Here is a 23,176-nt window from a genome sequence, read left to right on the forward strand (position 1 = left end):
GCGCGGCGTCTCTTGACGGGCATGACACAGAGCGCGCTCGCGATGGCCGTTAGCGTGACATATCAACAGATACAGAATACGAAAACGGCCGCAGCAAGGTCGGCGCAGGTCGACTTCAGGCAATTGCCCATGCTCTCGATGCCTACGAGCCACACTCCCTGGACCCCATGATCGATCGATGACGGACAATTATCCCAAGGAAGGAGCTAGCGTCATGTCTCCCACGGATTTCAATCCTCTGAAGCCACCGGCATCATGAGAGCTGGCGTGGCTGCAACGCGACGCGCTTCTTGGAGGCATGTCGATCGCGTACGAGTTGGCCGCTCGGGCCGACGGGTTGCGGTGGTCGATCAGCCGGATCGGCGGCGGCGTGACCGTCCGCACGACTGCACTCCTCGCGTCGGTGTGCCACGACTATTTTGCGGAATAGCGACCCGCCTCCGTGGGACTGCGATCGGGAGATGCAGGCAATTGGTCGACCGGCTCGGCGCCTTCCGTCTTGTCGAGGTACAGCATGAGCGCGGTGACGAGATGGTAGAAAATTGAGGCCGGCACCTCGGTCGCGAGTGCCCTGCCGTTTTCATCAATGCGATCAATCCACATGCCGAGGGGCGCCGGGTCGATGTGCCAGTGAAACAGGCGGGCCACCCGAGACTCGATTTCGGGCTTAAGACCCGGTCCACCGGTGCCTTCCAGCCCGAGCGCGGCCTTGATTGCCTCGGCCTGCGGCCAGCTGCGAGAGACGAGGTCGAGCGGAAGGCCCGAGCGCGACACCGCGCCATAGGCGAGCCCGGTCGAGCGATTGAGCCCGTTGGCGACCGCGGAGGCGTAGAGCTTGCGGGCAAAGGTAGTCAGATCGGCCTGCCCACTCTCCGCTGCGAAATCAACCAACAGCGAAGCCCACTCGAAGTGATGGCCGGGCTCGGTCCACTCGCCCTTCTCGCCGCGGGCAGGCCTCCAAGCTTCGTCGAAATATTCGCCGACCGTCCAGTTTTCCGCATCGAAAAAATGGCTGCGGAAAAGATCGATGATACCGGCAGCACGCCGCAAATAGCTCCGCTCTCCGGTTGCCGCGTACCAAGCCAGGAAGGCTTCAAGCAAATGCATGTGCGAGTTACTGCGCCGTCGCTGCCCGCTCCCCTGCGAGGTTTCCAAGAAGCCGGTCAGTCGTTCATCCTCCAGATGCGAGTCCAAGAATGCAAATGTCTCCTGGCCGAGCCGTAGCGCATCGGAATTGCCGGCCTGATGAGCGTAGGCGAGCATAAGCATCACGCACGCGTGATCAAAAGCGTCCTCACAAGCGTCGGCGACCGTGCCGTCTACGTGGAGCATCCGCGCCCAACCGCCGCGTTTCGTACGCCCCTTCTCCATGAAAGTGATACCGTGTGCGATCAACCGGTCGGCATCACCTTCCCACCCGCGCAGCTTCGCCATTGAAAAGGCACAGACCTGGCGGGCCATCGTACGCATGCGCTTCGGCTTCATAAGCGGCATAGCCTCGAAGCTCAGCGCTTCGTGGAAACCGCCGTGACGCTCGTCGACGCCTGCGGTCGACCACAGCGGCAGCGTTTCGTCGAACAACCAGTGGGCGACGCGCTTCCTCCAGGCGCCGGGCAGCAGCACGCGGCCGGCCGCGGGTGTGAACTTCCCCTCCAGGCGCCCGCTCCTCTCCAGTTGTTCGACGATTCGTCTGACGTCCTGGCTCTTGGCAACAGGGGCAACAAAGGTCGCGTCGGCCGTTGCCACGATCGCGATGTCCCTTAGCCCGACCACCGAGAGCAGCCGGCCCTGACTGCGCAGGTAGGAGTGCTTGCAGTCGATCGCGATAACGTCGCCTGCCACGACGTTGCCCTTCGCATCCGTACGACTGATGTCGAGCAGAGACTGCCAGGAACCGAGATCGCTCCACTGGAAGCTCGCCGGTACCATCGCGATGTCGCTAGCATGCTCCATGATGGCATAGTCGATCGAGATAGACGGTATCGTCGAATAGAGCCCAAGCGGCAAATAGGTGCCCGACAGATCCCTGAACGCTGCTGCGAGCGCGCGCTCCGTCTTTACCCACATCTCGACCTGGTGTTTGCGGAAAGCGGAGCGCATGGTGGTGGCGCGGAACAGGAAAATGCCGGCATTCCAGAGAAACTTTCCAGACGCGATATAGGCTTTGGCAGCCTTGAGACCGGGCTTCTCGACGAAGCGGGCGACATCTCGGACATCGCCATCGCCGACTACCTCGATATAGCCGTAGCCGGTCTCCGGGCGGTCCGGCCAGATGCCGAAGACAACGAGCTTTCCCGCTTGAGCGGAAGTCACGCCCCTTTCCACGGTTTCCCAGAACTGCTCGTCGGTGGAAATCTCGTGGTCGGAGGGAACGGTCAGAACCAGCCCGTCACCGTGGACGGCAATCGTCTCGAGTGCGGCCACAGCTACGGCGGCGGCCGTGTTTCGCCCGATAGGCTCAAAGATCAGGTGCCCGCCCGCCAATTCGATGCCAGCAATGTCAGATCTCACCCGGTCGGCATGGCGCTCCGAGGCGATCACGTAGACAGGCGTATCGCCGGCTCCCCTGGCCCCCAACCGCACGACGGTGCTGGCGAGCATCGAGCCGTGGCCGACAAGGTCGTGGAACTGCTTGGGATAGTCCTCGCGCGACAGCGGCCAAAGCCGCGAGCCGACGCCTCCACACATCACGAAGCAGGAGATCCGCTCTGGCATGCACTCGCCCTTCCTTCCGGGGGATGGGATGCCGCGCGATCGTCTTCACCGCGCTAAAGGCTCTGGTTATAGGCGCCGACCTCCGCATGCTCCCGGAGTATCCGGTCGATAGCCTCGAACATCGCATGCCGGCGCGCTCCCGAAACGGGGCTTTCCACTACCACGACCAGTTCCGGCTTGTTGGAAGAGGCCCGAACCAGTCCCCAAGTCCCGTCCTCGACTGTGACCCGCACGCCGTTGACGGTGGTGAGATCGATGATCTTCTGGCCGGCGATCGGCAGTCCCTCCTGCCGCATCGTCCAGAAACGCTCTTTAGTGTGCTCGACGACGGCGTACTTGACCTCATCGTCGCAGTATGGAGACATCGTCGGCGAGGCCCAAGTCACCGGCAGTGCCCGGTAGAGATCGGCCAAGTTGCTGCCCGGATTGCGGTCAAGCATCTCGCAAACGGCGATCGCGGCGGCAAGCCCATCGTCGTAGCCGCGCCCTAGCGGGGGGGCGAAGAAGAAATGGCCCGACTTCTCGAATCCCGCAATGGCCCCCAATTCGGCGACCCTGCGCTTGATGTAGGAGTGGCCGGTCTTCCAATAATCGGTGTGAGCGCCGTTTGCCTGCAGCACCGGATCGGTCGCAAACAGGCCGGTCGATTTGACGTCGACCACGAAGGTCGAAGCCGGATGCAAGGCGGAAAGATCCCGCGCCAGCATCACTCCAACCTTGTCGGCGAAGATCTTCCTGCCTTCGTTGTCGACGACCCCGAGGCGGTCACCGTCGCCATCGAAGCCCAGTCCGACATCCGCGCCGCTTTCCAGCACCTTGTCGCAAATGGCGCGCAGCATCTTCAGGTCCTCGGGATTGGGATTATAGCGAGGAAAGGAATGGTCGAGCTCGCAGTCGAGCACGATCACCTCGCAGCCGATCCGCTCCAAAACCTCAGGCGCGAAAGCGCCGGCCGTGCCGTTGCCGCAGGCCGCGACGACCTTTAGTCTCCGACCGATGCGCCTGCAGCGGACCAGATCGTCGATATAGCGCCGGCGGAAGTCTGGAACGAACTCGTAGGCTCCGCCGCCGGTCAGGTCGAAGTCGGCTTCCAGCACGATTCTTCTCAACTGCGCCATCTCGTCCGGCCCAAAGGTCAACGGACGGGCCACGCCCATTTTGAAGCCGGTCCAGCCGTTTTCGTTGTGCGAAGCGGTCACCATCGCCACAGAGCGCGTGTCGAGCGCGAACTGCGCGAAGTACGCCATCGGAGACAGCGCCAGCCCGATGTCCTTGACGCGCGCGCCCGCGGCCATCAGCCCGCAAACCAACGCGAGCTTGATTGCTAGCGAATAGGAGCGAAAGTCGTGTCCCGTCACGATTTCCGGGCCGGCGCCCGAGCGTCGAATGAAGGTGCCGAGCCCCATTCCCAGCGCCTGCGCGCCCATCAAGTTCAGCTCCGGGGTCTTGCCAGCACCGGGTCGGCCGAACCACCAACGGCCATCATATTCCCGAAACCCGGTCGGCCTTATCAACGTCCTTGTCTCGTCGGTAAGCTTGTCGGGTCCGGCATGTTGGAGGGGCTCAGGCGCTTGTGACGAGCCGGCACGGACGATTTTCACCTGCACCGTCCCGCGCACCGCCAAAGTTCGGAGCGACTGCAGGATCGTGGTTGCGCCATTCCCGGCTCGGCCTCGAGGGAAAGCATATCTCTCAACTTGTAAGCAACACTGTTCCCCTTCGTAACCTTCGGCTCTTTCACGACAGTCCGGGTATGCACCTTGGTAGTGCTCTCACGCGGATTGAAATCTGTCTTTGCGCTCGGTGCATGCAGTTCGAGCGCGGTGCTGTCTCTGAGTCGAGCCACTGACATGTTGGAAACTCCGCTCTCGCGGCAGTATGAGACGGAAAGGACCGGCTGAACCGCACCCAACACCGTTCAAAAATGCCTATCAAAAGCACCTGCGAAGCCAAAGCAAATAGATATGAAAAATTGGCTTGGTTGGCGTTATCACTGCTCTCCAAAAGAGCTAGTACGAGGGTTAGAATTTAGCATAAATCCAAACCAGTTGGAAGTATGTATAGGTGAGCTGCATTTTGCACTTTTAGTCTAGAGATTTCAGTACATAGCCCGTTTGGGCTACCTTTATTGTCTTTTTAACATCAGCAGCCGCGCCTCCTTGCCCGGTTTGGGGAGCCCGAGCGCGTACTGTCGGTTTCAATCAACGCATTAGGCGAGCCATCGAATAAAGTTACAGCGTGCTCGATGTCAACTCAGCAATAGTTCCGGAGTTTTACCCCTAATGGGTTAATTAGATCTACGCATACTGAACCAACCAAATGTACTATATGGAAAACTTGAACTTACGTCTCCTTTGGCTTTATTATGCCTTAGAGCGACAGGCATCCCCCGAACCGGGGGCGGAGTACCTCTCGAGCGAGAGCCGGCTCGAACTTCTGAGTATTTGCAGGCGTTCGAGTCGCAACGCACTGGTTTTCACGAGTGCTTCCTGCTGGCGTCGCGGCAGTGCGGTTTCCGCGATGCCAGGACCGGTGAGCCCCAGTAGGCCGAGACGAATTCCGGCGATCACCGGCGAAGCAACGGATGGCACATAGGAGTGGCAGTGATGTCGGTCCTGGTTACGGGCGGAGCGGGCTACATTGGTAGCCACATGGTCTGCCTGCTCATCGATGCCGGTGAAGAGGTTGTCGTGCTCGATCGGTTGTCGACCGGGTTCCGCTGGGCAGTCGGCCCGGCAGCCCGTTTTTACGAAGGTGACATTGCGGACCGTGGTCTTCTCCGGATGATCTTCTCCGAAAATGCAATCGATACAATCGTCCATTTCGCCGGCTCGATCACCGTTCCGGAATCGATCGCCGATCCGCTGTCCTATTACGAAAACAACACCGTCAGTTCGTGCGCTCTGATCGCCGCCGCTCTTGAAGGCAAGGTGCCGTATTTCGTATTTTCCTCCACGGCCGCGGTGTATGGCACGCCGGAGAATGCCGGACCAGTGGCCGAGACCGCAGCGCTGCACCCCGAGTCACCCTACGGCACATCGAAACTAATGACCGAAATGATGCTGCGCGACATCGCGGCCGCATACGACTTCACCTATACGGCGCTGCGCTATTTCAATGTTGCAGGCGCAGACCCACATGGCCGCACCGGTCAGTCGACAGCTGGTGCCACCCATCTCATCAAGGTCGCGATCGAAGCCGCGCTCGGCAAGCGCAACGGCATCGAAGTGTACGGCACCGACTATCCGACGCCAGACGGCACCTGCGTTCGCGATTACATTCACGTCACGGACCTTGCAAATGCCCACTTGAAAGCCGTGCAGCGCATGCGTGCCGGCGGCAGGTCGATCATTGCGAACTGCGGCTATGGCCGTGGCTTCTCGGTGCTGGAGGTATTGGATCAGGTCAAAGCGGTTTCCGGCGTCGATTTCCCGGTGCGCAAAGGGGCCCGCCGACCAGGGGATCCGGTATCGATCGTCGCCAACCCCACCGTCGCGATGCAGGAACTCGACTGGAAGCCGCAATATGATGATCTTTCTTTCATCATACGAACGGCGCTCATATGGGAAGATCGCCTTTCCAGAGCGCCGTGCGTTTCAGACGCACGAAGAGTGCTGTAGCACTTCAAACGGACGGCTTCTGGAGTGGATAGTAAAGCCGGTTGGCACCTTTCAAAAAGCGTAGGACACGATTTCGACAACCTCGGGATTTCTGGCGCCGCGGTTGCACCGACGGTTGGAAGCGGTGGCGCGACAGTATTTTACAACGGCTCTGATGAACGACCGGTTGAATCGCCCATCAATCCTTCCGATGCGAGCCCCCAGCTCTTTCAAACGGGCCTTCACGACGTAAGCGAACAGACCTGAATTGACTTTGGGCAAATCACGTACGATCTGCCTGCGTTCCGGCTGAGAAAGAGCCGACAGACGCTGGTTGAGATCGGCGAACGCCCTGGTTTTCGCTGTTGCCGCGGCAAAGAGAAATTGCTGAACGTTCCTTGCCGGCACAGGCAGCATCTCGATCGATGCCGTAAGCAGTGCCTTTGCCTTTCTCGGGGCCTTTCGCACAAGCCGCTCCTTGCCGTCCTGCTTGCCGTCCCGGTAAGCTACTACTAAAGCGAGCAAAGCCTGGCGATCACCCTTGCTTCGCGCCTCTTCGAGAAGACTAAGAGCCCCGGACGGATCCCTTGCGGTGCCATAGCCGTAGAACATCGCGTCGGCGAGGGCGACGGCGGCTCCATCGACACCTTCATTTGCTGCCCGACGCAGGCGAGCGGTTCCGTTTGCGGCGATTCTTTTCCGGCCGGCGGAGGCCTCGAGGACACCCAGAGCGATGGCCGCACCGCGATTCCCCGCCTCCCAGGCCTTCCGGTAGGAGTCTGCGGCCTTCGCGAGGTTACGCGAGCCGAAAAGTCCTTTGCGGTAGCCGTCACCGAGGCGAAGAAGTGCAGTCGTGCTGCCTTTCCCGGCAGCCGATTCATAGTAGTTCCTCGCCAAACTCGCTTCGATCGGCACGACCTCGCCCGTTCCATAGTGATCGCCGAGAGCAAGCAAAGCCCGCGCTTCACCACTTCTGCCAAGGTCGTGAAGTTCTGCCAGCGCGCCGATAACGTCTTTCCGCGTGCCCTGGCCTCGCGCTTGCATCTCCGCAATTTTCACGGTCGCGTCGATGGAGCCTTTCGCCGCTGCCCGCCGGTAGTGTTCGATGGCGAGGAAGTAATCTGCTGGCACATCCTCCCCACGTGAATAGAGATCGCCCAGTCGCAAATAAGCCTCGGCGGAGCCGAATATAGCGGCGGCTCTCTCCAAGGCTGTCAATGCCAGATCCGACCGCACGGCTATACGTCCAGACAGGCATAGGCCAGCGAGCGCCTGTAGCACACGCGCATCATCGGCCCGCGTCAGCTCCTGCAGCGCTGTGAAGCCAGCCACGATGTCGCGTTCGGTTCCTTCGCCGCGAATTTGTAACTCGGCGACCCGGAGCTTGCCTTCCAGATTGCCTTGCGCTGCGGCTCTGGCGTACGCCTCGAATGCTCTTTCCGGTTCAGGAGCTCCCTCGAGGAATTGTCCCCGTAAATACAGATTACCCACTCCGATCAAAGCGCCCGAATCCCCGAGGGTAATAGCGCGCTCGTAGAGATTGAGCGCGAGGCGGCCGTCAGGTAGGTCCGCAACGGTGCCCGCAAGCGGAGAGGGTGCTGAAACCGCTAAGAGCGCATCAGCGCCCGCCTGGCGCAGCATCTGCTGGTACTCGCCAAGATGGCGCTCTACGGTCGTCCGGTCGATGCGCCGTGCAATGTAGAGGTCGGCTAGTTCCGACAGCGTGCGTCCGAGTGCAGGCTGCGCCTCGTCCGCCGGAAAGTTTGCTGTCAACGCACCGGTTGGCAACTCGTCGCCCGATACATCTCCCGACACCCCGGGAAGAATCGGCATGCTCAGTAGGAGGATCGCTCGAGCCAGGCCAATCCGCAGGGAGCGGCGCATCACGAGTCCCTTTCCTGTCCGCCGCTTCGAAAGGTCCGGGCCAGAGAACGGTGCAAAGCCCGGACCCGCCGTGCTGCTCGCCACCCTCGAGCGATCAAACGGTCTGCCGGCGGCGCGACTGGAAGCCTCGATGTGTCCATGAGGTCAATAAGGTCTGCGGGCGCGATGTCGCTTGTAACGGTAACACGCGACAGTTCGAATAGGCCCTCAGTATCAGCGCTTAGGGCATTGCCCACGCGGCACGCCGCAATATAGCCCGCCTCCTCCACGAGCCTGCGGATCGTTCTGGTGGCATAGCCATGAGGATAGGCGAACGTCGCAACCGTGTCGCCGAGCCCGTCTTCCAGCGCGAATTTGCTGTCTTGGATCTCGCGTGTCGCCTGCTGGTGCGTAAGTATATCGAGCTCTGGATGGCTCACCGTGTGCGCGCCGATCTCTATGCCAAGCCCATGCAACTCGCGCAATTTCCGCCAATCCAGCATCGGACGGGTGCCTTCTCCAAGGCAAGTGAGCCAGCGGCTGGTCCTGCCGACGAATCCGGAGACTACGAAAAGCGTTGCCCGGAAGCCATGCGAAGTCAGTACCGGCATTGCCCCTTCGAAAAAATCCAGCAGCCCATCGTCGAACGTTATGAAGCAAGTCCTCCGGGACAATGGCTGGCCACTTCGCCGCAACAAAGCGAGCTCCTGAACTGTCATCGGTCGGTAGCCGCATTCTGCCAGCGCAGCCATCTGAGCTTTGAATTTGGCGGGCGGTATCGACCAGTGGCGATACGCCGGCGCGAAGTCTTCGCTGACGCTGTGGTAGAGCAGGATTGGAATCGCTTGCATCTTCAGGTTTCCTTGCTTGCGATCGCATTGCTGGAACTCGCAATGCTGCGTGCCCGGTCGTCGCGTCGCATCTTCGAAACACTGCGTAGATAGCCGGGCACGCCTGCAACGATGCCGAGACGCTCGATCCAGACCAGCCGCTTGGGATAATCGGATGGCAGCCGAAGCCTTTTGATTGAAAAGGGGCCGGCCATATGAAGGATGCCGGCTGGCAGGGCAGCTGCGAGCCGAAGGAATCGACGCGGATCATCCAGGAGGATCTTCGTCAGATACGCCCCGAGACCCACGCCATAGCAATAGGCCTGCCGACGCATTCCGTCCTCTCCCCGCCGATGATGATGCCAAACAATCCCCTGTGGCTGATAGACAAGTTGGAATCCGCCGCTGATGATCGAGAAAAAAGCTGCGAGATCGTCGCCGCCACACGCCAACGTTCCCGCTCCCAATGCGGAGTCGAAACCGCCAACTTGCTTCAAGGCACTGGCACGGAAGGCCATATTGGCCCCCGAGCCGAATTGCCCCGCAGTGAAGGGAAACAGAGCTCCCTTCGGCCGGTTCGCCCCAAGGTCGTAGGTCCGGGGTCGGAGACCCTTGCCGAAGCCGCCATGCCGCTCCGCCCAGACCTGTGCCCGCGTTTCGAGTTCGGCCGGCAGGATCAGACCGGTCACGCAGCCTACCGCCGCGTGCTCCTCCATCGGAGCAGACATCGCCGCGACCCAGTAGCGGTCGAGCACCACGTCATCGTCGGTGAAGAGCACGAGGTCGCTGGAAACATGTTGAAGACCCGTATTGTGGGCGCGACCGAGCCCCGGTATCGGTTCTAATACATGGCGAACACGTCCGGAATACTGCCTCGCGAGGAGATCCGCAGTCGCCGTCGACGCTGGCGCGTTGTCTACTACGATCACCTCATCCGGCAGGCGGGTTTGGTCGAAGAGCGAAAGGAGGCAGCGATTGAGGCTGTTGGCCCGGTCTCGCGTTGCGATGACTACGGCGACCCCATGACACGGCCGGTCTAAAGAGATGGAAGATAACGGACGAAGAGATCCGAGGGCGGACAGCACCTCTGCTGTCTCGACGACTGGGCCCGGATGCTCCAATTCAACGATCGACAGTGGTTGCACTCCAGAGCGGACCAGGCAAAAAATCCCCCCATAAGAGCCCTTCCCTTCGCTGACCAGCGAGATCGACGAAGGCGGATTGGCTATGTCAATCGTTACAACCTTTATGGGCTGGAAGGTTCTCACGCTCATGTGGTCCCACGGGCGCCGGGACAGTTTCGCGATTGCATACCCCGCCACGGTGAGCGTAAGACCAGCCAGGATCCCAGCGGCACGTGGCAGGCCCCAGGGGTCTAGCCGCAGCACCGCATCGAGCAACGCCCGCGCCACACCTTTCGGTAGGGTGCGTGTCACGTACATGTGTTCGGCGGACAGCCCGGCACCCGCGCCGAGCGACTCGACCAGCGCATTTTTCGACCGTCCCTCCGCAAGACAGCGCTTACGGAAATAACCCCAAGTCGATCGTCCTGTCGGCACGCGATGATGAACCACGGCTTCGGGATCATAGAGGATGATGGCCTCGGGCATCCTTTGCCGAGTGCGAATGCACAAGTCAGTCTCCTCGCCACCGGCGGCGTCTTGGTCGGTGCGTCCGAATCCCTCGCGGAAAAACCCGATCGTCTCGAAAACCGTTCGGCGAAACGACATGTTGCAGCCTATTGGGTTGCGTACAGGGTGCAGGCTTTGCGGTAGGCCGCGATAGCTGCACCCCACTACCCACTGGAATTCCTCCGGAAACCACGGAGGCCGGCCATCTTGCCAGAGCGGCAAGACCTTACCACCGGCAGCGACCACTGCGGGATTGTTGTAATGCCTCGTGAGGCGCCCGAGCCAAGCAGGCTCGGCGATCGCGTCGTCGTCGAGAAAGGCGATCACAGTTGTCCAGGTTCGGCGGATGCCGGCATTGCGTGCGCCGGAAAGCCCCCGCATGCCATCGTTCGGGACGACCTCGAAGTGCGGGAAAAACTCGCGCGTATCGTGCAGCAGGCTTTCGTTGTTATCGATGACGACGACCACCTGGTCGGGACGATGTTCTTGTTCTTGGACGGAGCGTATCGCCTCGTGCAACTGCTCGCGTCGCTGGTTGGAATATGCGCAGATGATAACAGCAATCGATAACACGACCGGAATCTCAACGTGGCTAAATCGGACGTTTCCTTATTACGGCTACAGCTTTGCCGCCGGAGGTGAACCCCAACCGGACGATGGTCTTCAGGACGCGCCAGCCGTCGGGGAAGGTTCGCAAGTTGCTTACGCCATGGATGCGCGCGTGCTCCCGACTTGGCAGCTCGACGATAGCCAGCTTTGTTTGGAGTGCACGAATGCTCATCTGCGTTTCGATCTCAAATCCCGGAGCGATCTCGACGCCGAGATAGGGCAGCACGTCGCGCCAGAAGGCATTGTAGCCGTAACAAAGGTCGCTGTAGCGGCCGCCGAAGCGCAAGCGAACAAGATGGACCAATCCCCAGTTCCCTAGCCGCCGGTACCATTCCATGTCGCTCGTCTCACCACCTTGGAGAAAGCGCGACCCTTTGACGAAATCGGCCCCGGCAAGGAGAGCGCCGACAAAGCTTGCCATCTCTCGGGGATCCGCTGAGCCATCGGCGTCCAGCGTGATCAAGATGTCGCCTCGCGCGGCGGCGAAGCCGGCTGCAAGTGCCGCGCCCTTGCCAAGCCGCGGTTGCTCGACGACGACGATGTCGGGCCTGAGCTGCCGCGCCACGGCAACCGTGTCGTCGTTGGAACTTCCGTCTACCAGAATCACCTCTTCCACCCACGCCGGGATGCGGGGTAAGACATGCGGCAAGTTATCGGCTTCGTTGACAGTCGGGATGATCACGCTCACGCTCGGCACAATCATCGTGTGCGCGGTGTCGTGCGATCTTCGTCTGTGTGACGCAGAATTGCCCATCTTTGCACACGCTTGAGTAATAGCAAGGTGCTTCAACTGGCAAACATCTTCTTAGCTGCCTGGAGGGCAAAGCCAACCCCACCAGCGGCAGATCATTTCCCACACTTCTTTTAAAACATCCAGAATACCGTGGCGGCTCACGAGAGTCGAATAGTCACATTGGATTACTACGTCTTAGCATCCTGGCTATTTACTTTCGCTGCATTCGTTACGAACGTGCGCGCCAGGCGCTCGCGGACGGCCACTGAGCTGCCTGCCCGCCTTAATCGCGGCGGGCGCTCGGAGTTTCGGCTAAACCTTGCTTCGGCTTCAGCAGCGTAAACACCTTCACATTCGGAGTAGCGTGGACGACGATGAAGCGCGGTGAGACCAGCAGTGCATTCTCGATGCGTTCGAAGTCCCCCCGGCGCATGTACCCGCCCGCTTCGAGATAGGCCTTCTGGCTGCGGGTCAGGATTACGTAAGCGTCCTTCCAGCGCGGGTCACGCATCCAGCGACCCAGCACCCCCTCAGGGTCACTTGCGATCCTTTCTTTCGTTCCCTCACTCTCTTCTGAGATGGGCAGATAGGAAAAGTTCTCGTAATTCATGAATTGAGAAGGATAGCTGCGGGCGCCTTCGATCAGCAGGGAGCCTGGCGGCGCAGTTGAGTAAAGCCACTCGGAAGCAGCCACTTCATCGGGTGTGAACCGATATTCGCGATCCTTCCCATCATTGGCGAACAGCAACCCGACTGCCGAAAGGATGCAGGCGGCGCCTAGAATCGGAAACACAAAAGCGGACCGGCCGCATTGAGGCGCCGGGAAGAAAGCAGCCGCCGTGAAAAAAGCCAGAAACGGGAGGGAGAACAGATAGACGCGGAATACAGACTCGCCACCATAGGCGGCAGCCAGCAATGGTGCCGGCGAAAGCACGAGGGCGGCAGCGGTGAGGTCCCAGTACCCCCGCTTCAGTCGGCGCAGCCCGCCGTATAGAGCAACAAGCACGATCATCGTCGAAAACACCCGTCCGACCCAGACGACCCAAGCGCGGTCGGGACTGACGAGAGCAAGATTGGCGAACTTCGACGTCGCCTCCGAAAGCTCCCAAAAAGAAGCAATCTGGCTCTGCAATTGCGAGTAAACGAACGGCGCCGCTCCCCACAGCAGCCAAAGCGTTTCAGCGACAAGCGCGAACACAAGGTAGGACGGCGCAATCCATCCGAGCATAACGAGCATGATGGCCGACAGAATGACAACCAATGGCGTCAGTTGATGAGTAACAGCAATCGCGAGAATGGTCACCATTGCGAGCGCGGCAAACAGCGCGCAGGGAAGCTGCCCGACCTCTTTCGATTTCAGTCCTACTGAGAAAGCAGCCGGCCCGAGGCTCTTCAACAGGCGCGGATGCCGCCTCGCGACCTTTGACCCGTTCTGACGCAGCGGCCCGAGAAAGAGACCGAGCAGAACCAGATAGAGCAAGAATGTTATGCCCTGGGGCGAGAAATAGTCCTGGCCGATCCAATTGGCGGCGACGAAGAACCAGCCCGCTGTCAGCAGCAGACGCTTGTCCTCGGTGAAGCTTTCCAGCAGCCACAGGAAAACTGCCAAAAGGGCGATATTCAGTGCGACCGGCGTAAACTGGAGGACGGAAGCAAGGTCGATGGGACGTGCATCGAACAGATCGGCGATCCAGGCAGTGACGACGAACAACCCCGGCCAGTTGTGATAGGCCGAAAGGAAAGAGGCTGCCGGATCGACGGTCCCATGCCGTTGTATGTAGTCAACAATGCCGAGATGTTTCCAGGCCCAGGAATAGCGCAGCGTCTGATATAGAATCGGGGGTGTCGCGTGCAGGATGAAGATCAGCGCGACGAGATAGAGATAGGGAAGAACGCTGTTCACGCAGCGGTAGGCCACCTGCCATGCAAACCCCGTGCAAAGCAGCACCAGCGACAGATAAAAGGCCGGCGGCAGTATCGACACGAGGCCGAGATCCGTCATGCGGTTCGGGTCTATTGTCGGCAGTGAGAGCTTCCAGAGCAGGATCGCCGCGGCAAGCAAGGCCAATGCTACCGCGACGTATGCTTTTTCGACCACATCGGCAGTGCGCGAGACTGCCTCGAGCGCTCTACGCTCCGTGGCGCCGCCGGCGACGGCTAACTCTACGGCGGGCGGGGTGCGCGCGAGCTCGGTGACTAGCTCATAGACTGAGGCGCGAATCTCATCCGTCCGGTCGGCAACGGCCGCGGCTGCCACGGCTCCTTCCGCCTTCCTCTCGCCGGGCCTGTCGGCGCTTGTCTTCTCTGCCACCGCAGCTGGCGTTTCGGTGATGACCGCGCGGGCTTGCCGGTGCGACGCCTCGAGACCTTCGACCGTCGCTCCTCGCCGGCGGCGGCCCCGAGGCGGCGGAGGCGCCTTGTCAGGGCCCTCATCTTGGACACCGGGGACGGTTAAGGCTAGGCCATTATCGATTTCCCGTAGCCGCTGCGCCGCATTGTCGAGCTGCTTCTGGGCTTTCTCTATACGTCTGGCAAGCGGACCCATCCCCTTGCGGGGCCGCTTTGCAGGCTTGGCCGCGGATCGGCCCGCACTCGGTTTCGTTGCCGCCGGCGCTACCCTGCGGTTCTGTTTTGCCTTGCCCGTGGTGGGTTCCGGGGTTAACGCGGGGGCTGGCGGCTCTTCAGGGATTGCTGGTGCTGGCTCGCGGGCAATGCGGTTGCGCTTGTCTGATGTGCCCTTCCGGCGCTCAGTTTTCGCTTTCCTGGGCATCGCTGCGACTCACTATGGCAGTGCCGACTTGGTCCTGGACCCGTGGATCTTCAGGCTTTTGAGACCGGTGGTAACGGCCGACAACAGCCCGCCAGCGGTCTCGGAGTCCTGAATATAGCAGGCAAGGACCAAATCGACGTTGATGGATACCCAGAGAGGCTTGTTGGCGAAGCTTGATGATTTAGACAGGTTCGCCGCAATGTGCCGCCACCATGCCAGCCCGCAGAGCGCTCGAATGACTGCGTGGTGGCGCAGAGAGCCATAGGATACTTCGATAGCTGTCCGCAGCGAAGCCATGCTTAGTTCTTCCTGGCGTGTCAGCTCTGGATTCTGCAGCATTTGCCTCACAACGAAACCCAGTTCTTCGCCGCTACCCAGCGCACGGGCCGTTAGAAGCATGAACATCGCGTCGATCCCGGGGGGAGCGTCGCAAGAGGCAGCTTCCCAATCGACGATCGCAACCAGCCGAGCGTCCGTGTCACCCGGCCCTACCGCAAAAAGGAGATTGCCCGGACAAAAGTCGCCATGGCCGAGCCCAAGCGGCAGCCGCCGTCCCGCCCAGAACTGACGCTGCTCCTTGAGGAAATGAGCGAGCCCCTTGGCGCGCGTCGCATCGTCCAACAAACAGCACTGCACCTTCCTTGCGGCTTCGACGCCGCCGTCGACCCAACGCTGCAACCATTGTCTGTCGATCGTTCGTGTCATTGCCGTGCGCGCGTGAATCTCGGCAATGCCAGCGATGGCGCATGTAACGGCAGGGAAATGCAGGCGGCCTGATGAAAGTACGGCGCGCCCGTCCTCTCCCGGCCATGCATGCTCCGCCAAGCTAACCTCCGACGTCGACACGTGGCAGGCAACGATCCTTGAAACCTCGAAGCCGAGATCGTCGAGCAAGGGCTCGGTCCTCAGGGCCTGCGCCCGCAATATGTGCCGCACAAGAGCCCCCCGCCCTCCGGCGGATGTAGAGGATTTGAAGATCAAACCCTCCCCATCGGTCTTCAATGCCTTAAACAGCCCCGTGCGCACGTCGCTCTCACGGCGGAATTCGCGAACGGTGCGGGGATCGGCGGCGCCAAGCCGTGTCACCGCGCAAAACTGCGCGATAGAGACTTCGAGCGACACCGAGGATCGCTCACGAGGAGCGATGCTACGCCAATGCCGCGCTAGCGACGACAGGATTCGAAGGCCTAGTTCGAATCGGCCCGTTGGGCCGAGACGAAGCGAGACATAGGCCAGCAGGGCGAGCGCAACACAGCAATGCGCGACCAGCCATGCGGCCGCCATGCCGACGGCACCGGCGGCGATCACGAGCGGCGTACCGAGGCCGAGCACGATTGCGAGCGTCACGACCTGCGCGGTTGCCACGACTTCTGTCCGGCCAGTTGCCCGCGCTACGGCAAGCATGAGGGTAACGAGGCTCCATGGCAGGCAAGACAGGGCGAGAAGCTGCAGCAACAGGGAGCTCGCTCCCGCATATTGCGCGCCTAGCAGCGACAAAAGCAGCGGCGCACCGAGAAGGAGAAGGGCGACGCCCGCCAGAAGGGGCACGGTCGCGTAGATCAGCGCGTCGACGGCCAGCTGGTGCAGCCTGCTGCGTTCGAAAGCGGCCTCGGCAAGCAGGGATACTCCCATGGACCGGCTGACGAGATAGAGACCGTAGGCGACTTCCCAGGAGATGTAGTAGACGGCCAGCTCACCCGGGCCGCCGTAATGAAGTATGATCAGCGGCGCGACGCCAATGGCCGTCATGGAAGTGAGAGTTCCCGCATAGTCCCAGCCGAAGTAGCGGATCAGCGCGCGCCGGTCGGGCGCGCAGGTTTCCGCATTGTGTTGCGGCAGAAAGCGAAAAAAGATCAGCCAGTTGGTTAGCGCAAGCAACAGGGGAAGTGGCAACACCCACGCGGCATAAAGGCCAGAGCCGAGCAGGGAGGAACCGGACAAGAGCGCGAGCAGCAGCAGCTTGGCGGCAGAAAAGACCGCGTTCTCGACTGGCACTACGGTTGAGCGTCGCAGTCCGGCGAGCACGCTGTCCTGCAGGGCGAAGAGCGTCCAGGCGACCGTTGCTACGACGAAAGCGGCCATTAAAAGCGGTTCGTCGCGGAGAAAACCCAGTTCCGAGACGAGATGCGAGATAAATAAGATGATCAATGTAGAGAAGATTGCCGCGCCGCCGCCGGCGAGGGCATAGGCCGCCAATATCAGCCGCAGGGCGTTCCGTCCGGCGGGGGGCAGGTAACGATTCAGGAAGTTACCGAGGTTGAGCTGGGAAATGTTACCAAGCGTCAGCATGGTGGAAATGAGCGCCGCCCCAATACCCACCTGCTCAGGCGAGTAGAGGCGGGCCGCCAGCCCCCAGAACGCAAGCCCGAGGGCCGATGTGAGTCCGGCGCTCGCGATCAGTGCATAGCCGTTCCAGATCAGTGGGGAGCGTACGGCCGCCGGTAGGGCATGCCGCACCTGCAACAGAAGTGACGGAAGCCTGGCGCGACTGTGGGGCTGGCTCAGTGACATCATCATCCATCCCGTTGCCAAATGCGCACGTAATCGATGAGATACTCGGCAGGGAAATTCGTATTCTCCGAGGGCGACCCAGCCCATTCTCCGCCGACGGCAAGGTTGAGCAGCAGGTACATGTCCTCGTTGGAGATTGAGCCAGCGTCCGAATATCGCCACACCTCCTTGCCATCGAGATACCAGATGATCCTGTCGGGATCCCAGGTCAGGCTATAGACGTGCCAGTCCTGCGTCAGATTTGGTGTCTTAACCTTCTCGCCGACGCTCTGTTTTTCGCCGGCCTCGTCGCGGTAATGATAATGCACCCGCAGGGTCGTCGGGGAGTCGCCGAGCGCCTCCATGACATCGATCTCCGGTCGCGACTCACGCGTCTCCGGCAACAACCAGATTGCCGCCCATAAGCCTTTGCCATCCGGGATCTTCGCCCGTACCTCGACATGCCCGTAGCGGAAGCGGACTCGTGAGGGCCGGGGCAGTTCCTCGTAGTCGCGGCCGGTGGTGACCATTCCCGACGTATATTCGAAAGTGCGCCCCTCGAAGCCAATGATGTTTTGCGGTCTCGCCTGCAGCCGCAGAAGCCCCTCGTTGAGGGAGACGTTCTCGGGCCGATACCACTGGAGTTCCCCATTCCCGAGATTGGTGCAGCCGTCCTTATTCCACCAGTAGCAGGTGGTCCATTTCTCCCGGTCGAGGCTCACCACGTCGAACTCGTCTGCGAAGATCAGCCGCCACGTACCGTCCTTGACGAGCGGAGTTGGCTCAGTAGCGAGCCTCGGCAGCAGTACGAAGACCACTAAACACGCAAGCCCCACGAGGACGGGCAACCACTTATGGTGCATCGCGAAACCCCAGAATGCGTTTGACGGCCCCTCGAGCAAACCAGTCGAGCCGGGCCAGTGGAAACCGCTCGTAACGGTATTCCGCATAGGGAACGGCAACGGCTCCGAATCTGGATTTGTACTGTGCGAGCGACGTTGAATTTCCCGTTTCGCCCATATGGTATCGCGTGCAGCCCCGACGGCAGGCATCCTCGATCGCGATCGCCTGCAGCAAGTAGGCGGCGCCGGATTTTCCGGCGAGGGCTTCGCTCATCGCACCCCGCGTGTAATGTGCCTGCCCCCCTAAGAGGACCAGGATCGCCGCCGCTGGCTGCCCGTCGACGCGCGCGACATAAAGACGACACGCGTCGCCCATCCGCGCGGCCATTGCCGCGAATTTCGCACGCGGGTCCCTGCGTACGCCGCGCAACCACGCGAGCGCCGCCGGTTCGTGCTGCTTGCGCGCCCAGCGAACGAAGGAGAGTTGGAGCAGCTCATGAAATTCGTCGATCAACCCCTCACTGTTACCCACATCCACTTCAACGCCTAGCCTGCGTGCGCGGCGGATGTTTGTGTGGGCATTGCGGCGGAAGCGTCCGCGCACAGCGTCGAAACCTCCCGAAAGGTCGACCACATGCGCGCAGCGAGGGATTGAAGTCCACGCCGGTCTGGCCCCGGCTGCCCAGAGGTCGGCGGTAAGCGGGTTCGGCCGGATCTTGACGCCGAGACAGGGGAAGGTTTCGAGATGCGCGAAAATAGTCTCGAGATGCGCGGGCGTGACTGCGCCATCAGACAGGATGCCGCCGAACCCCCAGGCCGGCGGCGGCGACCAGGCGTAGCGTAACGAACCGACGCCCTTGGTAAACAGGGGAAGCACAGCGCGGGCCCCGTCGTCGAACTCATAGAACTGCGGGCTGCTGCGGAAGTTGCCAGCAGCTACGACCGCCTCGGCCCATTCAGGCGACAGGCTGGCGATCGCCTCGTCATTCCGCTGATAGAGTTCGCGCCAGATGGTCTCAGCGGCCGGATTATCGAAACGAGACAGACCGACGTTAGCCACGGACTCACCATCCATTTCGTGCGATAATGCGGTCGCCAAGGAGGTGCTAACCCAGTTATGCGGCAGACTGAAACCCGATGCAGTATTATAGACGCGTGACGCACAAAATGAAAAGTTGGGGCAACCTCGAAACTACCAAACCGCTTGAATATACACCGACACAGAACGCGCGTGAAGGTCGAGTTCTCATAAGAAGCTGTGGCCAATCTTTAAGCGTGATCCTCTGTTTCGGGTTAGTCTTGGCGTCGGTGGTGCCGGCCAAAGCCGCGTCGCCGGTAGAGCTTGACACGCGGAACGTAGCGCAGCCGGCCATCGCATCGGCACTTCGGGAAGCCTATCAGTTGCCACTCTTGATCGAGGGCATGCGAGCTGGAAATACGATCTCGGCCAATGATCTGGAAAGCCCTGTCGAGCATGAACGCACAAGGCTGAAACGGGTCATGGTCGAGCTCGGATATCTGGATGCGCAGGTCGCTCTGGATCGTTCCAGCACCGGATTAGTGCTCCGGCCGTCGCTGGGTAAGCTTTATACTGTGGCGGCTGTACTCCTGAAAGGAGTTAAGCAGCAGGAACTCGATCGACAGGTGATTGACGAACTTGCATCCATTATCGATGACTACATAGGTCAACCCGCCAGCGCACAGGCTGCGGACAACCTAGGCAGCCGCATCCTCTATCGGGTCGGTGAGATCGATTTTGCTCTGGCACAGCTCAGCAAGGTGGAGTGGATCCGCTCGGGGAACGGCGTTGTAACCGCCCTCGTGCACCTCGAAGCTGGTCCTAGATTGCGTTTTGGCACAGTGACGTTCGACGGCTTGCGCCGCCTGCGCGAGAGTGAGATCAAGCGCCTCATCCCCTTCCGGCCCGGAGAGCGCTACGAGCGCGGCAAGGTAGAGGAGATGCGGGAAAGGCTTAAAGCCCTTTCCAACGTCGATGCTGTCAACATCGGCACAGTAAGGGGGAACGATGCGACGCTCGACCTTGCGGTGCGTCTACAGGAAAGGCCGGCCAATCCGTCATTGCCGCAGCCACAGGGAACATTCGGTTTGGTAAGCGGGGTGGCCACCCTGACAGGGCTGGCGATCATTCAGATCGCAACGAGTGCGGGTATCTCCCCAAGCCGCTTGCGGCCAGTAATGTGGATGACGACCGCATGCGCCCTGACATTTGCGGGCCTCGCAATTCATAGACTGGCCCACTTCCTGTAGAAGGCGTTGGCCTCAGTTTTCTCCAGATGACGCTCCGGGACGAAGCGGATCTGCGACGAGAGAATAGCGGCATTCGAAGCGCATGTCCCGCTTTGGGGTCGAATCCCGACCCCGTATCTTTTCCCTTGAATGGATTCGTCGCCCGTGTTTGGTCTTTTTCGAAAAGCCACGGCCTAGACTTGAGATCAGGACCGAGCCGTACATCCTGCGTTGTCACGATCGTGCCCGCGCCGACATCCGCATTGTGGCGTTCAGCGGTCATTCAGTGCCATCCCAATAAATTTCGGCTATCCACCCGACTGCGACAATCGAAAGCCGGCAACATGCCCCCAAGCCGGGATGCCGACTCCTATCCCTCGCCTTGAAAGGAATTGAATCGTAGACTCCGCTATTCCAGCCACGCCGCATGATCTGCGCCGCGGTCAAAGCGCAGAGACTGTACCCCCTAGAGCGGAAAAAGGGAGGGCGACTGCCCTCCCAATATCCTATGCGACCTCAGTGGAAAATCGCTGAAACAGTGGTTTCAGCCGGGGATGCCGCACTGCCCGCGGCGGATGGACCTCGATGGCCCGGCCGGACCTCGCCTCGCGCCGTAACCATTCGCTGATGGTCTCTGCGCTGGTGTGATCCATGTAATGAAGGTCCTCACCGACGATCCTCACCTTACGGCCTTCGGGCAACTGCTCGAGCGTGTTGAGCAGTATAGGCACGTCCCTGCAGGTGGCGGCGCCGCCGAGTTGGACATGGATTTCCTCGTCTATCTCGGCATGCCTGATCGCAAGCTTTCGGCGAAGGTACGGCACGATCTCGATGATCGACAGCGCCAGGCCAAGCGCGACACCGACCAGCAGGTCCTGCAGGACGACCATTGCGACGGTCACCGCCCAGATGCCGACCGGGACCAATCCATGGTGCTCGAAAAGGTGGCGGACATGGCGCAGGCTGATCAACCGCCATCCCGTGACGAGCAAAACCGCGGCAAGCGCCGACAAGGGGACCAAGGTCAACAGGGCCGGCGCCAGCGCCACCAGGCTTAATATCCATATCCCGTGCAGGATGGCGGAGGCCCGCGTGCGTGCACCGGCCTGTATGTTCGCGGAGGAACGGACGATAACGCCGGTGATTGGCAATCCGCCGAGGAGGCCGCAGAGCCCGTTGCCGACGCCCTGGGCGAACAGCTCCTTGTTGAATTTGGTACGCACCCCGTCATGCATCCGGTCGACGGCGGCAGCCGAAAGCAGGGTTTCCGCACTCGCGATGACGGCAATCATCACCGCCATGAGGATGACGCCGGGCTCGACCATCCGGGCAAAGCTATCCACACTCGGCAGTGTTATGCTTTCGACGAGTGAGGCGGGCACCTCCACTCGTGCGATCGGCAATTCCAATGCGGCGGCGAGAACCGTCGCCGACGCGACCCCGACCAGCGCTCCCGGAACCAGCGCAAGGGATTTCGGCCGGCACTTCTCCCAGCACACCATTGCAAGGAGAGATATGAGGCCAACCTTCAACGCGGTTGCCTCGCTTGTCAGGCCAGTCCCCCAAAGACGGGCGAGACTGTCCTCGATCGCCGCGACGTTCTCCATCCCGCCGGCAGCGGGCTTGGCATCCATCAGCACATGAATTTGCCCCAAGATGATCAGAATACCGATACCGGCGAGCATGCCATGAACCACGGCCGGCGAGATCGCCCGGAACCAGGAGCCGACCCGCAGGAATCCCGCGGCGATCTGCAGGAATCCGACGACGAGCAGGACGGGAGCGAGCATGGCGACGCCGTAGTCCTCTACGAAGTCGAAGACGATGACGGCAAGTCCGGCGGCAGGTCCGGAGACCTGCAGCGGCGAGCCCGACAGGAAGCCGACGACGATGCCGCCGATGATCCCGGAGATCAGGCCCATGGAAGCCGGCACGCCGGAGGCGATTGCGATCCCGAGGCACAGCGGAATGGCAACGAGAAAAACGACCAGCGACGAGGCGAGGTCGCGCGAAAAGGACGAGCTATTGGCTGTCATGGCGCTACTCCGCGGCAAGTGTTGCTGCGATTTGCGGCATGACATGCGGGCGATCGCGGCCGGTGAACGCGACCGGCAGCGGCTCCCCGTCCTGCGGCACCGTGAAGGTCGCTGTCGCCCCGTCATAGACCTGGACTTCGCCGGTCTCGATGTCGAAGAACCAGCCATGAAGGGTGATCTCGCTGGTGGCGAGTTTTGCGGCCACGGAAGGATGCGTCTTCAGGTGATCGAGCTGAACGACGACGTTTTCCATCGCCACGGCGCGCACGCGGTCAGTTTCGGAAAGGTCGTCAGGATAGGCCCGGCAGACGATCGAATAGGCGGCGTGACTGTGGCGCAGCCAGGCCGCGACATTGGGCATCGGCTGGAGCAACTCCGGATGGCACAGGCCCTTCATCGCCCCGCAGTCCGAATGGCCGCACACGACGATATCACTTACGCCAAGCGCCAGAATGGCATATTCGATTGCCGAGGAGACCCCGCCGTTGAGGGTCGAGAACGGCGGAACGATATTGCCGGCATTGCGGCAGACGAAGAGATCTCCGGGACCTGCTTGCGTGATGGTCTCGGGCATCACCCGGCTATCGGCACAGGATATCATCAAAGCTTGAGGTTGCTGGCCTTCCCTCGCCAGCTTGCGGTAAAGCGCCGATTGGTTGGGAAACACCGCGCCGCGAAAATTGGAGATACCTTTGAGGAGATCACCCATGTTCGGATCCTCTTTCTGGCCGGACGTCGGACTGGGAGGAATGTCTCTCGTCCGGCGGGTTGCAGAAGCGATCTGTTCGCAGGTGCGAAAAGACCAGCAAAA

At 61.0% G+C, this 23,176-nt stretch carries 14 protein-coding genes; 2 read left to right on the top strand and 12 right to left on the bottom strand.

Features of this window, described 5'->3' with window-relative positions; genetic code table 11:
- Positions 1-414 precede the first annotated feature (414 nt).
- Positions 415-2,715: an AGE family epimerase/isomerase gene (locus tag CO656_RS18870; RefSeq protein WP_097526722.1), complete on the bottom strand. Its 2,301-nt coding sequence runs from the start codon at positions 2,713-2,715 to the stop codon at positions 415-417.
- Positions 2,716-2,768: 53 nt separating this feature from the next.
- A complete protein-coding gene (locus CO656_RS18875) occupies positions 2,769-4,316 on the bottom strand; it encodes a phosphomannomutase/phosphoglucomutase (protein WP_097526874.1) in 1,548 nt (515 codons plus the stop codon).
- A 1,005-nt stretch (positions 4,317-5,321) separates the two neighbouring features.
- On the opposite strand from CO656_RS18875, the gene galE reads away from it, so the two are divergent.
- Positions 5,322-6,335, top strand: coding sequence for a UDP-glucose 4-epimerase GalE (galE, locus tag CO656_RS18880; RefSeq protein WP_097526723.1), 1,014 nt, complete (start codon positions 5,322-5,324; stop codon positions 6,333-6,335).
- A gap of 51 nt (positions 6,336-6,386) precedes the next feature.
- Here the strand turns inward: galE and CO656_RS18885 are convergent, their stop codons facing one another.
- The 8 genes from CO656_RS18885 to CO656_RS18920 form a co-directional block, all read right to left on the bottom strand.
- Positions 6,387-8,198 carry a tetratricopeptide repeat protein gene (locus tag CO656_RS18885; protein ID WP_097526724.1) on the bottom strand — a complete coding sequence of 604 codons (1,812 nt, stop codon included), beginning with the start codon at positions 8,196-8,198 and terminating at the stop codon, positions 6,387-6,389.
- Positions 8,198-9,028, bottom strand: coding sequence for a polysaccharide deacetylase family protein (locus CO656_RS18890; RefSeq protein WP_097526725.1), 831 nt, complete (start codon positions 9,026-9,028; stop codon positions 8,198-8,200). Before CO656_RS18890 ends, CO656_RS18885 begins: the two co-directional genes overlap by 1 nt.
- Positions 9,029-9,030: 2 nt before the next feature.
- Positions 9,031-11,211, bottom strand: coding sequence for a glycosyltransferase (locus tag CO656_RS18895; protein ID WP_097526726.1), 2,181 nt, complete (start codon positions 11,209-11,211; stop codon positions 9,031-9,033).
- A 19-nt stretch (positions 11,212-11,230) separates the two neighbouring features.
- Positions 11,231-11,935, bottom strand: coding sequence for a glycosyltransferase family 2 protein (locus tag CO656_RS18900; protein ID WP_234819522.1), 705 nt, complete (start codon positions 11,933-11,935; stop codon positions 11,231-11,233).
- A gap of 328 nt (positions 11,936-12,263) precedes the next feature.
- Positions 12,264-14,750: a hypothetical protein gene (locus CO656_RS18905; protein WP_210421637.1), complete on the bottom strand. Its 2,487-nt coding sequence runs from the start codon at positions 14,748-14,750 to the stop codon at positions 12,264-12,266.
- A 12-nt stretch (positions 14,751-14,762) separates the two neighbouring features.
- Positions 14,763-17,264, bottom strand: coding sequence for a phosphotransferase (locus CO656_RS18910; protein ID WP_144353224.1), 2,502 nt, complete (start codon positions 17,262-17,264; stop codon positions 14,763-14,765).
- Positions 17,264-18,103: a glycoside hydrolase family 16 protein gene (locus CO656_RS18915; RefSeq protein ID WP_158255685.1), complete on the bottom strand. Its 840-nt coding sequence runs from the start codon at positions 18,101-18,103 to the stop codon at positions 17,264-17,266. Before CO656_RS18915 ends, CO656_RS18910 begins: the two co-directional genes overlap by 1 nt.
- On the bottom strand, positions 18,093-19,142 hold the full coding sequence (locus CO656_RS18920; protein ID WP_158255686.1) for a GNAT family N-acetyltransferase: 1,050 nt from the start codon (positions 19,140-19,142) through the stop codon (positions 18,093-18,095). The genes CO656_RS18915 and CO656_RS18920 overlap by 11 nt, the downstream gene beginning before the upstream one ends.
- A gap of 77 nt (positions 19,143-19,219) precedes the next feature.
- On the opposite strand from CO656_RS18920, the gene CO656_RS18925 reads away from it, so the two are divergent.
- The gene (locus CO656_RS18925) at positions 19,220-20,350 is read left to right on the top strand and encodes a POTRA domain-containing protein (protein ID WP_097526730.1); all 1,131 of its coding nucleotides are present in this window, start codon (positions 19,220-19,222) and stop codon (positions 20,348-20,350) included.
- Positions 20,351-20,835: 485 nt separating this feature from the next.
- On the opposite strand, the gene CO656_RS18930 is transcribed toward CO656_RS18925, so the two are convergent.
- Positions 20,836-22,365 (bottom strand): SulP family inorganic anion transporter, encoded by a 1,530-nt coding sequence (locus CO656_RS18930; protein WP_097526731.1) that lies wholly within the window; start codon positions 22,363-22,365, stop codon positions 20,836-20,838.
- A gap of 4 nt (positions 22,366-22,369) precedes the next feature.
- Positions 22,370-23,074 (bottom strand): carbonic anhydrase, encoded by a 705-nt coding sequence (locus CO656_RS18935; protein WP_097526732.1) that lies wholly within the window; start codon positions 23,072-23,074, stop codon positions 22,370-22,372.
- Between the last annotated feature and the right edge of the window lie 102 nt (positions 23,075-23,176).

Source organism: Sinorhizobium sp. FG01 (assembly GCF_002531875.1).
GTDB classification, from domain to species: domain Bacteria; phylum Pseudomonadota; class Alphaproteobacteria; order Rhizobiales; family Rhizobiaceae; genus Sinorhizobium; species Sinorhizobium fredii_C.

Coding starts and splice junctions, on each gene's coding strand:
- CO656_RS18935 (WP_097526732.1), bottom strand. CDS start 23,074: ATGGGTGATCTCCTCAAAGGTATCTCCAATTTTCGCGGCGCGGTGTTT.
- CO656_RS18905 (WP_210421637.1), bottom strand. CDS start 14,750: ATGCCCAGGAAAGCGAAAACTGAGCGCCGGAAGGGCACATCAGACAAG.
- CO656_RS18925 (WP_097526730.1), top strand. CDS start 19,220: ATGCAGTATTATAGACGCGTGACGCACAAAATGAAAAGTTGGGGCAAC.
- CO656_RS18870 (WP_097526722.1), bottom strand. CDS start 2,715: ATGCCAGAGCGGATCTCCTGCTTCGTGATGTGTGGAGGCGTCGGCTCG.
- galE (WP_097526723.1), top strand. CDS start 5,322: ATGTCGGTCCTGGTTACGGGCGGAGCGGGCTACATTGGTAGCCACATG.
- CO656_RS18885 (WP_097526724.1), bottom strand. CDS start 8,198: ATGCGCCGCTCCCTGCGGATTGGCCTGGCTCGAGCGATCCTCCTACTG.
- CO656_RS18890 (WP_097526725.1), bottom strand. CDS start 9,028: ATGCAAGCGATTCCAATCCTGCTCTACCACAGCGTCAGCGAAGACTTC.
- CO656_RS18915 (WP_158255685.1), bottom strand. CDS start 18,103: ATGCACCATAAGTGGTTGCCCGTCCTCGTGGGGCTTGCGTGTTTAGTG.
- CO656_RS18910 (WP_144353224.1), bottom strand. CDS start 17,264: ATGATGTCACTGAGCCAGCCCCACAGTCGCGCCAGGCTTCCGTCACTT.
- CO656_RS18930 (WP_097526731.1), bottom strand. CDS start 22,365: ATGACAGCCAATAGCTCGTCCTTTTCGCGCGACCTCGCCTCGTCGCTG.